General features: G+C 60.7%; 10 protein-coding genes. 3 read left to right on the forward strand and 7 right to left on the reverse strand.

All coding sequences use genetic code 11. The features are described 5' to 3' along the window. Positions 1–97: 97 nt before the first annotated feature. Together E2484_RS16675 and E2484_RS16680 are read right to left on the reverse strand one after the other, a co-directional pair. Positions 98–286, reverse strand: a complete 189-nt coding sequence (locus E2484_RS16675) for a DUF5786 family protein (RefSeq protein ID WP_137286309.1) — start codon at positions 284–286, stop codon at positions 98–100. Positions 287–463: 177 nt separating this feature from the next. Next, positions 464–1,492: an LLM class flavin-dependent oxidoreductase gene (locus tag E2484_RS16680; RefSeq protein WP_137286310.1), complete on the reverse strand. Its 1,029-nt coding sequence runs from the start codon at positions 1,490–1,492 to the stop codon at positions 464–466. Positions 1,493–1,704: 212 nt separating this feature from the next. Between E2484_RS16680 and E2484_RS16685 the strand changes: the two genes are divergently transcribed. The 3 genes from E2484_RS16685 to E2484_RS16695 all read left to right on the forward strand — a co-directional run bounded on the left by E2484_RS16685 (position 1,705) and on the right by E2484_RS16695 (position 6,748). After that, the gene (locus E2484_RS16685) at positions 1,705–3,513 is read left to right on the forward strand and encodes an SLC13 family permease (protein WP_137286311.1); all 1,809 of its coding nucleotides are present in this window, start codon (positions 1,705–1,707) and stop codon (positions 3,511–3,513) included. A 265-nt stretch (positions 3,514–3,778) separates the two neighbouring features. Then, on the forward strand, positions 3,779–4,378 hold the full coding sequence (locus E2484_RS16690; RefSeq protein ID WP_137286312.1) for a DUF5789 family protein: 600 nt from the start codon (positions 3,779–3,781) through the stop codon (positions 4,376–4,378). 1,185 nt (positions 4,379–5,563) lie between these two features. After that, positions 5,564–6,748 carry a hypothetical protein gene (locus E2484_RS16695; protein WP_170977389.1) on the forward strand — a complete coding sequence of 395 codons (1,185 nt, stop codon included), beginning with the start codon at positions 5,564–5,566 and terminating at the stop codon, positions 6,746–6,748. Between the two features lie 179 nt (positions 6,749–6,927). Here the strand turns inward: E2484_RS16695 and E2484_RS16700 are convergent, their stop codons facing one another. The 5 genes from E2484_RS16700 to E2484_RS16720 form a co-directional block, all read right to left on the reverse strand. After that, positions 6,928–8,088: an outer membrane protein assembly factor BamB family protein gene (locus tag E2484_RS16700; RefSeq protein ID WP_170977390.1), complete on the reverse strand. Its 1,161-nt coding sequence runs from the start codon at positions 8,086–8,088 to the stop codon at positions 6,928–6,930. A 304-nt stretch (positions 8,089–8,392) separates the two neighbouring features. Then, positions 8,393–9,184 carry a helix-turn-helix transcriptional regulator gene (locus E2484_RS16705; protein WP_170977391.1) on the reverse strand — a complete coding sequence of 264 codons (792 nt, stop codon included), beginning with the start codon at positions 9,182–9,184 and terminating at the stop codon, positions 8,393–8,395. A gap of 138 nt (positions 9,185–9,322) precedes the next feature. Further along, entirely contained in the window at positions 9,323–10,114 is a 792-nt protein-coding gene (locus E2484_RS16710; protein WP_137286315.1) for a helix-turn-helix transcriptional regulator, read from the reverse strand. 474 nt (positions 10,115–10,588) lie between these two features. Then, positions 10,589–11,338 carry a DUF7537 family lipoprotein gene (locus tag E2484_RS16715; protein WP_137286316.1) on the reverse strand — a complete coding sequence of 250 codons (750 nt, stop codon included), beginning with the start codon at positions 11,336–11,338 and terminating at the stop codon, positions 10,589–10,591. A 546-nt stretch (positions 11,339–11,884) separates the two neighbouring features. Next, the gene (locus E2484_RS16720) at positions 11,885–12,583 is read right to left on the reverse strand and encodes a potassium channel family protein (protein WP_394347926.1); all 699 of its coding nucleotides are present in this window, start codon (positions 12,581–12,583) and stop codon (positions 11,885–11,887) included. Between the last annotated feature and the right edge of the window lie 92 nt (positions 12,584–12,675).

Here is a 12,675-nt window from a genome sequence, read left to right on the forward strand (position 1 = left end):
TGGAGGCGCTCCTCGGCCGAGACCGTTCCTGTCGGTTCGGGATACGCGAAAATCGAGAAAATTCTACCGTCGAGTCGTCTGCCGATGCCGAGGAGGACTACTCTTCGTCTTCGTCGCCGCTGTTTTTGATCTCGTTTAGCTGGTCGAGAAGTTCGTCCTGCGAGGCGTCGGAGTCGAACGAGATTTCCCCTTCGTGCGTGTTCTCGTGGACGTTGACGCCGTCGTCCTCGTCGAAGTCGTTTTCTTGGTCCTTTTGCTCGGACTCGTCGTAGCTACCAAAACCCATACTGGGTACGATGGTCCCTGCATAGTAAAATCATCCGGTGTTCGCCGAGGTCGTGTTTAGTTACGAGCGGAGGGCGAGGCGGGTGTGATTTTGCGCGACCCTATCCCCAAACCGACCGCCTAAACGGTTGACGTGGTCGGACCGACCTGGATATGTGGAGCGCGAGCGGACACCTCCTCAGCGAGGCGTGAGTCCGACGCCCTCGGCCAGTAGTTCGTGAGAACGGAGCGCGTCGTCGTGCTCGGCGACGACGTGCTGAATCATCACTTCCTCGACGCCGACGCGCTCGGCGAGTTGTTCCAGGAGGTCGGCGAGCGTTTCGGGGCTCCCGGAGATCGCTCGCGGCCACTCGCCGGAATCGAGCGTAGCCGGTGTCGGGTCTGGGACACCGCCGAGTTCGTCGATGGCCTCCTCGATGGACGGCGTGGTTCCCGCGACGCCGCGTTGCATCCGCTCGAACGACGCTTCGGCCACCGCTCGAAGCCGCGCTGCTTCCTCGTCGGTGTCTGCGCAGACGGCGTTCACTGCGACCATTCCCTGCGGGTGGTCGATGCTACCAGCCAGCCGTGACGGGTGGAAGTGCTCGCGGTACTCCTCGAACGCACGCGTGGCGAGTTGCGGCCGAATGAACGCCGCGAAACAGTACCGCAACCCGAGTTTGCCGGCGATGGCAGCGCTCGACGGACTCGATCCGAGTACCCACGGGACGGGTGCGTCCCCGCCCGAGCGTGGAATCTCGAGGTCGCTGTAGGCGTGTTCGTCGGGGTAGTCGTCGTAGAGGTGATTGACGACGGCTTCGATTTTCTCGGTGTGGTCCTCGTCGGGGTTCTGGACGCGTCGCTGCGTTCCGAGGGCGCGGTCGGCGGCGGGCGAGCCGTTCGCCCGACCGAGACCCGCGTCGATGCGTCCGGGTGCGAGTGCGTCCAGCGCGCCGAACTCTTCGGCGACCTTGAACGGGCTGTAGTGGTTGAGCAGTACCGCTCCCGAGCCGAGCCGAATCGAATCGGTTTCGGCGGCGAGGTGCCCGAGTAGCACTTCGGGGGTCGTTCCCGCGATTCTGTCTGCCATCCCGTGGTGTTCGGCCACCCAGAATCGGGAGTAGCCGAGCCGCTCCGTTTGTCGTGCGGCTTCGACGGTGTTCGCGTAGGCGTCCGTCGCGGTACCACCGTCGGGGACCGGAGAAAGGTCGACGACAGAGAGCTCCATGTTCCGTCTCGGGGACTGAGAGGAATAACGGTTTGGCTACCAGCAGCTTCTCGGTGCGTTCTCTGTCCCCGACGACCGGCAGCTTACGGAGCGTATAGCAGTCAGTACAGACACCCGGCCTTTTTCACTCGTCAACGTCTCCTTTCGGTATGTCTTTCTCCGTGACTTTGCCGGCAATTCAGGGCCTCGTCTCGAGCCCGGTGACGGCCGATATGCTCGTCGTTTTTGCGCTCATTCTCCTCGCGCTCGTTCTGTTCGCGACCGAGTGGTTTCCGATCGACGTCACCGCCATCCTCGTGATGGTCCTGTTGATGGTTCTTGAGCCGTGGACTCGAATCTCTCCACGGGAGGGAATCTCGGGCTTCGCGAACCCCGCTACCATCACCGTACTCGCGATGCTCATTCTGAGCACCGGTATCAATCGAACTGGCATCGTCCAACTGATCGGCCGAAAGATGGCCGCGTTCGCCGGAACCGACCGGCGCAAGCAACTCGCCGCGACGATCGGCGTCACCGGTCCGGTCTCGGGGTTCGTCAACAACACGCCGGTCGTCGCCATCCTGGTGCCGGTCATCGCAGACCTCGCACACGAGGGGAAGACGTCGCCGTCGAAGCTACTGATGCCGCTGTCGTTCGCCTCGATGCTCGGGGGAACGTTGACGCTCATCGGGACGTCGACGAACATCCTCGCGAGTGATATCGCAGCCCAGCTCGGTGCAGAGTCGCCCGGTCTCGGGTTACACGCGTTCGGGATGTTCGAGTTCACCAAACTCGGCGTCGTCGTGTTCGCGGTCGGCACCGTCTACCTCATGACGGTCGGCGTTCGATTACTTCCCAAGCGGATTCCAGCAGAGGAGGACCTCGTCGAGGAGTACGCCCTCCAGGAGTACCTCGCGGACGTCGTCGTTCCCGCGAACTCGCCGTTGATCGGGCAGACCGTCGAGGAAGCCCTCGGGGACGACGAGTTGGACATCGACGTGTTACAGCTGATTCGATACGGGGAACGTTTCTCCGAACCCCTCGCACGCAAAGAGATTCACGAGAGCGACACGCTCCGCCTCAGGACGAATCGGGAGACGCTCGAACGCATTATCGACGCGGAAGGACTCACCCTGTCGGGGGGTCCCCGAACCGAAGACGACCTGCATCCAGACGAGGAGGAACCGGTCCTCGTCGAGGTCGTCATTCCGTCGGGGTCGTTCCTCGCCGGCGAAACCCTGGCGAGTTCGACCTTCCGACAGCGCTACGACGCGAACGTCCTCGCCTTTCGGACGAGAGGTGACGTGGTCCGCGACCGATTCGAGGACATCCGTATCCGCGTCGGTGACACGCTTCTGGTACAGGCACCACCCGATAGCCTCTCTCGACTCGTCCAGAACGAGGACTTCATCGTCGCCCACGAGTTCGACGAGACGACCTACCGGACCGAAAAGATCCCGTTCGCGGTCGGCATCATCGCCGGAGTCGTCGCCCTCCCGGCGTTGAACGTCCTCCCCATCGTCGTCTCGGCGTTGGCAGGGGTGGTGGCGATGATCTTCACCGGCGTCCTCGAACCGACCGAACTCTATTCGTCCGTCGAGTGGAACGTCATCTTCCTCCTCGCCGGTGTCATCCCGCTCGGCATCGCCCTTCAACAGACTGGGGCCGCTGCGCTTCTCGGGGGAGTCGTCGCTTCGACGGCGACGTTCTTGCCGGCAATCGGTGTCCTGTGGATATTTTATCTCGCGACCGGCTTGTTGACGAGCGTCATCAGCAACAACGCGAGCGTCGTGTTGATGATCCCTGTCGCTGCCAACACTGCACAGTCGATCGGAGCGAACGCGTTCGCGTTCGTGTTAGCCGTGACGTTCGCGGCCTCGACGGCGTTCATGACGCCCGTGGGTTACCAGACGAACCTCTTCGTCTACGGCCCCGGTGGATACACGTTCTCGGACTTCCTCAGGGTCGGCGCACCGTTGCAGTTTCTACTCTCGATAGTCACCGTCCTCGGAATCGCGTTCTTCTGGGGCGTCCGTGTGTAATTCGCGCTGACTGGGACTCCGCGCTGCCGCCACCGTATCACCGGTCGGAGGCGTTGACCGACGCTGTTCGACTCCGCCGCCGTCCTAGAAGCGTGACCGAATCTGGCGACACAGTGAGCGAGTCGCGACACTCGTCGGAGACGAACTCGACGAGTTCGTTCGCCGGACACGGGACGAATCACTCGTTTTCGTAGTTCGTCCGTAACGTTCGGGAGCAACCGTCACGGACCACAGGACTATTTGACTAGAGCGCCAAAATTACGGGATGGCAGACAACAAGAAGGGCAGAGACAAGCAAGCGGACGACGCCGAGAGACGCCAGCGAGAACGCGACGTCGCCGCGGAACTGAGTCGCGGCGACGAAGTAGAGCCACCGGTCGAAGCGGGAGAACTCGCCGACATCGAGACGGAACTCGAATCGCTAGAGTTCCCGGCAACGGGGACCGAGGTCGTCGCGGCGGTCGGCGACCGCGAGGTCGAATCGGCCGACAGGACCTACGCCGTCGAGGAACTGGTACCGGACACGGCCGAGGAGACGTTCGACTCCCCTGCTGCCGTCCGAACCCGGGTACAACGGCCGACGGTCGCCGCCGCGATGAAACGGGTCGTGGAAGCCAACGAGAAGCTTCCGAACGCGAATCTCCGCGGATCACAGCGCGAGGCCTACGAGAAGACGTTCCGGGAACTCGAAGCGATCGACGCCGATGACGACGACGAGGGGATTCAGGCTATCGGCGACTGGATCGTCGAGCAAATTAACGACAAAGAAAAACTCCCGGGGTCCAGGGGAGTACGCCGGCAAGCGGCGAAGTTCTGCCGGGCGAACGGGTACCAAGTCCGGAACGACGAGTGGCTCGGCATATAGACTAACGACCAGGGAGCGAGCAGGCGGGGAGGAAGTCACTCCGACGCCCCGTTCTTTCGCGCTCCGGTGACGATTACGTCGTGCCAAGAGAAGGGGAGTTCGTTACGTCACTCCCGGAGTTCTTCCGTGTTCCGAGTGTATGCTCTCTATCTGTCTCGACCGACGGGGACTCGACTACTGGTTTGAGGCCATCCTCTCGTTCACGGTACGATTGGCCGATATCCGCTGATCATGGTGTGTACTGTGTACACCCGGAGATGTGATACCCTCGACTACCGACCGTTCTCTTATGGAAATCGGTGCAAACCACACCGAACATTTGGCACCGTACCTCCTACGGGTGATTGGCACTCGATGCTGTGTCCGCTTTCACCGGTTGAGACCACCCGAACGGGATGGCGAATCGCTATCTCGGTGGTGGTCGGCTACGGACAGGAGTCGGCTATGCCGTCTGGGACAGAGGAAGACAGATGGCGGGTGAGTTGCTCGGTCTGTTGGTAATCTGGACACTCATCTTCGCGCTTCCCGTAGTCGTCACCTGGATGGTCATTCGAATCGCCGTCACGGCACGAAGCGCGATCGATAAGCGGCGGGCGGTACAACACGTCCCAGTCAGCCGTGACGACACCCGTGACACAACTATCCCAACGTCGGAATCCGATTCTGATCCGGATACACTCGACAGCGCTCCCGAGGACGAGTCGGTCGCGACTCGGTCCGGATTACGGAAGTACCCGTGATGAACGCGGAGGGCTACGACGGGTTCGTGTGTTCGTCATGGCCGCGTTCCGAAAGCGCTTCGGAGTCGTCAACGACCTATTTAGGTGCAATTTTCGACGACCGCTGGACAGGTCGGTAGCAAGCGTGGGCGACTCTTTCTAATCGATGGCAAAGCGACGATATCAATGCGTGGTGCAAGTCGTTCAAGCAGTTCGTCCCTGCCTCCACGAGCAGATACTGTTGGAGTCCGGACGGACGTGGCCATCGGCGACAGCCTCGAGCCATTTCCCTGCAAATAGTTAGCAAATAACAAAGATGATGGAAAACGACGTCTATCTCTTGTACCATGACACGCCACCGGGGAGAGAACACGTGACGGGTGACTCCGAGACTCTCTATCCGAATCGAGGCCGAGGGACCTCACGCCCAACGGGCATCTCTCGACGGTGCCTCCTGTCGGGATCGATGGCCGCCAGCGCTGGGATGACCGCCGGATGGACGGACCCGACGTATAGCCACGACGACGTAAATACCGACTCCGAGACCATCTTCGTGTTCAATACCGGGGACATGACGGTCAGTGTCATCGACGCCGCCAGCGACGAAGTCGTCGCCACTCCGTATCTGGATTTGACGTCGTCGTTCCCGTCGAACCAGTTCACACCACAGTTGACGGATACCCCGAGCGACCCCCTGTGGCTCAACGTTGACCGCGGCGTACGGGCGGTGGAAGTCGGGTCGCTCTCGGAGGTTGCAGCCGTCGAGACTGGGTCGGGCGCGAACTGGCAGGAAGTGACACCAGATGGCAAGCATCTCGTCGTAAGTGCACGGGAACCGGCCCACACCCAGTATCGCATCGACGCCGACCCCGATTCCGACTCGTTCGGCGAGGTCACGGTGAAGATCGACCGCACGGACGAAGAAGGTCGTGGCGATAACGATGGGCCGGGGCCCTGTGACGTGACCATTCATCCCGACGGCGCGTACGCCTACGTCCCCGATATTTTCGCAGACACCCTGACGGTAATCGACATCGACGCGTTCGAACTCGCAAATCAGATATCGGTTGCTCCAGACGACGGTGCGGGTGCCGTCCAACCGTTCATGGGAACCGCTGGCTGGAACGGGGACGTACTGCTCGTAGAGAACTTCGAGGGCGAATCCGGGACCGAGAGTATCTGGGACACCAGTGACCCGGCAGCGCCCACCGAGAGGGTACGGTTGACGACCGACGACGGACTCGGAAACGGTGCGTTCACGAGCGAGATCGGCCCCGACTCGAAGTGGGCGTACGTGTTCACGCCCGATTCGAACGACGTTACCGTAATCGATCTAGACGAGGGCGCGGTGACCGACCGAATCGACCTCGGTGGGTCGGCGTTCGTCGGCACGTGGGGGCCGAGCCGCGAGCGCCTCTACGTGCCCGTGCAGACGAACGACGAGGTCAAGGTCATCGACCATGCCAGCGGCGAGGTTACTGCAACGATTCCGGTCGGGGCGATGCCGTACGGGGCGACGGCTGCGACGGTTCGGCCTCGGGAAGACACTCTCTCGAGCCTGTTGGGGGTGTTGGCGACACTCGGCGTCGAGTTCTCCGGTGCGGGAACGAGCTACTGCATCGGGAAGTGTGGCTGTGGGCATCGGCTGTAGTTGAGCCAACCACAGGGTCGGTCTCGCACTTCCGGCTACCTCTTTGTCAGGAGTTCGTTCTCGACCTCTGGGAAACGGGAGGTGATGAGACTACGAACGTCTGAATCGTGATTTTCGTCCTCCTTCCGGAACGGATACCGAACACCGGAGCGATTATCCCAATACGTGGATGCAGCGAGTCACGACACCGCGTACAGGGTACCGTTTCCGCTCGCGACGTAGGCCGTGTCACCCACGAGCGATGGCGAGAGAACACCGCCGGGAGCCTCGTCGAACTGCCAGCGGAGTCGGCCTGTTTCCCCGTCGAGCGCGTAGAGATTCCCGTCGGAGTGGGCGATATAGACGGTCTCGGGCACCGCGGTCGGCACGAACGCGATTGGGCCGCTGAGTTCCTCGAACTGCCAGCGTTCCTCACCAGTCTTCGTCGAAAACGCGTACACGGCGCCGTCGATACTCCCGACGTAGGCGGTGTCATCAGCGACCGCAAGCCCGAGCGTCCGACTCGTTGGCGCGTCGAATCGGAAGCGCTGCTCCCCGGTCGTAGCGTTGATCGCGTACACGACACCCTCTCCAGAGCCCTCACCTGGGCCTTCAGCCACGAAGACCGTGCTTCGCGCCTCCGTCGTGTTATCCGGTGCAATCGGCGTCGTCGTCTGCCGCGGTTCATCGAACTGCCAGCGCACTGCTCCTGTCGCCACGTCGAGAGCGTAGACGCTGTTCCCGGCAGCAGTCTGTGCCCCCGGCGTGGCGACGTACACGGTGTCGTTGGCTATAGCGGGAATCCCTGGCCCGCCGGCAGTGATCTCCTCGAACCGCCACCGTTCGTCACCGGTCGACGCATCGACCACGTACAGGGTAGTATCTCGGCTTGGGATGTAGACGGTGCCGTCGTACACGTGAATCTCGCCCGGCGGTGCAGTGGGTGCGTCGTAGCGCCAGCGTTCCTCGCCGGTCGCCGCATCCAGGGCGTACACGTTCGTATCCCAACTCTCGACGAAAACGGTATCACCGACCACCGTGGCGCTCGTTGCACCGTCTGCCACGTTGGCACGCCAGCGCTCCGTGCCGTCCGACAGATTCACCGCGTGTACCGTACCCGGACTCGTCTCGGGGTCGTGCATGTCTAAGTCGCCAGCGTAGAGCGTGTCGTCAGCGATGGTTGGCAGCCAGATACTCCCCGCAGGCGAGGTGTACTGCCACTTCACCTCGACTAGTTCCGGCAGGGAGATCGCCAGCTCGGCGTTGCCGAGTCGTCTCCGGTCGGCGGGCCCGGTGGCGACGGGATTGTAGCCGGTATTGCCGGGGTCGTGGGCGAACTGCCGCCAGGCGTCTTCCGGCACTTCGTTTCCAACTGAACGGGAGAATTCAGACAGTGTGCACGCCGTCGCTGAACCTGACCCCAATAGCCCCGTCGTTGTGGCCACGCCAACGCCTTCGAGGAACGTCCGTCGGCCGTGTTTTGGAGACTCGTCGTCGGCCGCTTCGCGCGATCGAATTGCCATGATCTACCACACTTGCGGGAACGCTCCCCTCTCGTAACACCTTCTTGGGTGAACGACGTACACGCCACGAACGTGACGTAGTTGCCGGTTACAGGGTGAATCGAGAGGTAGACGACACTGTCGTGTCCCAGTAACCGTGGCCTCATTCAGTGAGCAAGTCGGGATCGATCACTTCTGCTTTCTCCCAGTAGGTCTCGAAGAGATCCACGGCCCACTCGTAGACGGCCTCGTTGTCGGTCGCCACGCCTCCTTGGGGAATTCCCCGCTCGTCCGTAAGCGTGATTCCGACGGTGTCATCGACGATTCCAACCGAAAGCGGGACGTCTTCGTACAAGAGATAGTGGGCGCGGTGGTGGTCGAGCAGGTCACGGAATCGCTGGACCGACGGCGGGTCGTTCTGGAGGGCGTCGAGTGTATCCGGTGTTACGACCATCTCGATTCGCGTTCCCTCGTACAGAGCCAATTCCCAGTGGTTCTCGACGGCTTCCGGAGAAACGCCACGTGCGAAGCCACGAATCCACTCGCCGGAGCGGTGAAACTCGAGTATCCGTCGTTCGAGTTTGGTCATGTCGGCTCCGTCGAGCAGGATGACTTCGGCACCACGCAGACAACGAACGTCGAACGTCACTAACTCCGACGGGAGCCACCGCACAGCCTCGCGCAACTGGTGTTCGGCTTCCACCGCTTCCACCACGTCGGTGAACTCGTCGCAGATCCACTCGCCAAGTGGTGTGAGCCGGTACTCTCGGTCACGTCGGACGATCCAACGACGGTTCTCGAGTTCACGGAGAATACGACCGAGCGTCACGCGGGAGATCTCGGTTTGCTCGAGAAGGTCGTATCGTGTACGTGGCGCGTCGGCGAGGGCGTCGAGGATTTCCACTCGGTTGGACGAGTTGGCGAGGAACGCGAGCTCGTCTATTGCTGCGTTCATACTGGACGATACTCTGAACCTCATTATAAATAGGTATGAATTTATCTGGGAACTACCGGGTACGAGTAATTTGTAGCGAACGACGGTCTACGGAGTGCCGACGGGGGATGCGTACTCGGTCGGTCAGCACCGTCGTACTCACGCCGTGATTGCCTCACGGGTGACCGGCTCTGCGCGCCGGACGTAGGTCTCGAAAAGATCGATAGCCCACGCGTGGATGGTCTCGTCGGCACTCTCTATCGCTGCACGCGGTGTTCCGTCATCGTCGACGAGACCGATGAGTACGCTATCGTCGACGACGTGCAGGACGAACGGAACGTCGTCGGTGACGAAGAAGGTCACGTCCTCCGCGTTGGCCAACTCGCGGAATGCAACCGCCATCCGGGAGTCGTTCGTGATCGTTTCGTAAACGCGAGGTGTAGCCACGGCTTCGAACGCCATCTCGCCCTGGACGAGAGGCTCTCCGACGATGTCGAAAAAGGAGGCGACTACCTGCATCGTGAGAACCCGGACGGAGGTTCCGCCACGCAACTGGACGGCGGCACGCCGAATCGGCGTCGTCGGGTCACTCTCGGTCGGGCGGACGACCTCGGCATCGCGTAGCCACTCTATCTCGAAGTCGACGTCGTCGATCGGGAACCACGGTAACACCTCACGGAGTTGGTGTTCGGTCTCCAGTACGTCGAGGACGTCCGTGATTTCGTCGTAGATCCACTCACCCAGCGGTGTCACTGTGTACGCCTCGTCTTTCTGTTCCACCCAGTGCCGCGCTTTACAATCCCGAAGGATGCGTGCGAGAGTGACGCGTGAGACGTCGAGTTCTTCGAGCAAGTCCTGCCGTGTCCGAGGAGTGGTTGCGAGCGCATCGAGAACCGTCACGCGGTTTTCGGAGTTCGCGAGAAACGCGATGTCGTCGAGTGGTGTTGTCATGATAGTCGAGACTGGCACGCCTGTGTTCGGTCAGGTTTCTCTCCCTCCTCTGTCCTACGTCGACCAGCTATACGACCATTAATAATCGATATTGTTCAGGACTGTACACGGTAGTACAAGACTACTAGCGACAGGATACGGTTACACACGGACGTCGTCCTGTCGCGTAGTGGGCCTGTCCGAAAACGAGGACGACTCGCCACGCGCGGAGAGAAATCGTGAACACGGAGAGAGTATAATCGACGTTATTTCAGCGTACAGACTCGTTGCCATCGAGAAACCAACGACGTCGAAACAGGAGTTCTTCGGGTATCGTCCAGCGTACTCTCGCTACCGAAACGAGGCGAGATACCCGCCGGAAACTACCAGTTGTAGATTCGGACGGGACCTATCCGGTCGAACGACGAACCCGTCTCGAAGGTCACTCACGGAGGGAGCGTACGTAAATGGCGGGGGAAACAGAGATTGATCGGTTCAATCCTGCCGAAACTTGGTCTGTACCCACTCGGGTTCCTGGACAGTCGTCTGGCCGAAGCCGTCGAGTTCGACGGTTGTCTCGACGGTCAGCGGATTACCGTCGTCACCCCACGCGTCGAGGTCGAACGTGAAGGCGTGGATTTGGCCCCGTTCATCGACGGTGAGCGACGCAGTAGCCGACCGTACGGTCTCGGCCCGCCGCATATAGATGGTAAACGACTCGCCGTCTAAATCGGAGGCCTCGTAGGTGTACAGACGTCGGCCATTCGCAGTCGTCGTCTCGTGGATACCGAAGTCGAGGTCGGGGAGGAAACTCTCCAAGACGTTGACGCCCGTGGAGCGGTCTACGAGGATGTCGCCGCGCGTACGGTCGTAGCTGACGGTGTCAGCGTAACTGACCGCCGTCTTCGTGTACACCACCCCGTCCGCGGCATACCGCTGGCCGGTCGCGTACACCGCTGTGGCGTCTACCAACTGGACGTTCCGCCGAAAGTCCGTCCACGCTTCGACCCTACGGACGGATGCACCGCCGTTGGCGGTCGCCGCATACGAGACGTTCGTGTGGACGGAGGTGGAACCGGTGACACGCTGAGTGTGCTGTGCGAGGGCGCGCGTGGCATCGATATCGTCGGTTTCGTAGCCGGGCGGATACGAACCGGTTGACTGGTCGGCTATCCCCCGAATCGACTGCCCGAACGGAAGAGCGAACACGAGCGATTTCAGGAACGTCCGGCGATCGCTCGCCACGGACCGAGTCGCAGTCGATGCACGCGGTTTCTGTGCCATACGTTATCACAGCTAGCGAGATGCTCGGACGCACTATCCCCTCTCTCGGTGAACGATGGTCACGCCGTGACAGTGCCTATAAGTCCCGTACACGGCGTGTTCGTCGTTCGTCGCGCGACGTTATCCGTCGTGAAACGTCCCCTCTACCGTGGGGAAACGACAACTACAGAAACCCTCGTTACACACACCGGCTTCGGCGCATCTTCGTCACAGGCGTCGGTCTATTAGTCGCGGCCTCGTCGGATTGGCCACGGCTTCTGTAGGGGGACAAGCCTCCGCGTCCCGGAACTTGAAGTGACGTCGCGGTGTCTCCCATCGCTCGCGACCGTTTCGGTTACTGGCCAGCCACACCCTATCCGTGAGGATTACTCTCGATCGGTGTAGCTATTCTCTCCGCCCGTGAGTCAGATAACGGATTTTCGTCTTAAGTTCCTGTAACTGTGAGCGTCCGATTTCTGGCTACACATCAAGGATTCGGGACGGCCAACAAGACACCGAGGAAGAACGTTACTCGGGGTTTTCGTAGTGGCCGAATACATCTGTTACTTCGGGAGTGGCCCCAGAACCAGAATACACGGTTACTAAGTCTCCTGGTTCGAGTCTGAGATCGCCTTTCGGAGTGATTGGCTCGTCCGTTTCGCTTCGGTCGACGGCGACAATGAGCATGTCTGGTTTTAGCAGTCTCTCCGACGCGGCCTCTTGAATCGTCTTTCCAACGATCGGTGCATCTTCGTCGATAGTAATCTCGAACACTTCTGCCTGCTCGCCAATTTTCATGTAATCAACGATCGACGGACGGACGACGGACCGGAAGAGGTGTTCAGCGATTAATCGCTGAGGGTTCTCCATTATGTTGATACCGATCTCTTCGAACAGGTCCATGTGGTCGGGGTCGTGAACAACCGAGACGACTGATGGAACTCCGACCCGTTTGGCGAGCAGGCACACCATCACGTTCGTCGCGTCCACGTCTGTCGTGGTAATGAGGGCATCAGCCCGATCGATATTTGCATCTTCGAGCGTACTCATCGTCGTGGCGTCTGCGTTGACAACTAGAGCGTCGTACGAATCTGCGATCTCGTCGGCTCTGGCCGTGTTCTGTTCGATTACTACGACTTCGTGCCCTGTGCTTGTTGCAAGGTCGATGAGTGGAGTGCCGATTTGTCCCGCTCCGACGATGATGATGTACATCGAGGCAGTGTTCAACTGCAGGTTCCCAAAGTGTAGGGGCCAAATCGGTCGTCATCGGAGGTGACTCCTCTGAACGTCCGGTACTCTGTACCCGTAGAGAAGAACAG

Source organism: Halorussus salinisoli, assembly GCA_005239435.1.
Classification (GTDB): domain Archaea; phylum Halobacteriota; class Halobacteria; order Halobacteriales; family Haladaptataceae; genus Halorussus; species Halorussus salinisoli.

Excerpts from the sequence above, each read along its gene's own strand:
- E2484_RS16680 (WP_137286310.1), bottom strand. The coding sequence starts at position 1,492 with ATGGAGCTCTCTGTCGTCGACCTTTCTCCGGTCCCCGACGGTGGTACC.
- E2484_RS16675 (WP_137286309.1), bottom strand. The coding sequence starts at position 286 with ATGGGTTTTGGTAGCTACGACGAGTCCGAGCAAAAGGACCAAGAAAAC.
- E2484_RS16705 (WP_170977391.1), bottom strand. The coding sequence starts at position 9,184 with ATGAACGCAGCAATAGACGAGCTCGCGTTCCTCGCCAACTCGTCCAAC.
- E2484_RS16690 (WP_137286312.1), top strand. The coding sequence starts at position 3,779 with ATGGCAGACAACAAGAAGGGCAGAGACAAGCAAGCGGACGACGCCGAG.
- E2484_RS16710 (WP_137286315.1), bottom strand. The coding sequence starts at position 10,114 with ATGACAACACCACTCGACGACATCGCGTTTCTCGCGAACTCCGAAAAC.
- E2484_RS16695 (WP_170977389.1), top strand. The coding sequence starts at position 5,564 with ATGGCCGCCAGCGCTGGGATGACCGCCGGATGGACGGACCCGACGTAT.
- E2484_RS16685 (WP_137286311.1), top strand. The coding sequence starts at position 1,705 with ATGCTCGTCGTTTTTGCGCTCATTCTCCTCGCGCTCGTTCTGTTCGCG.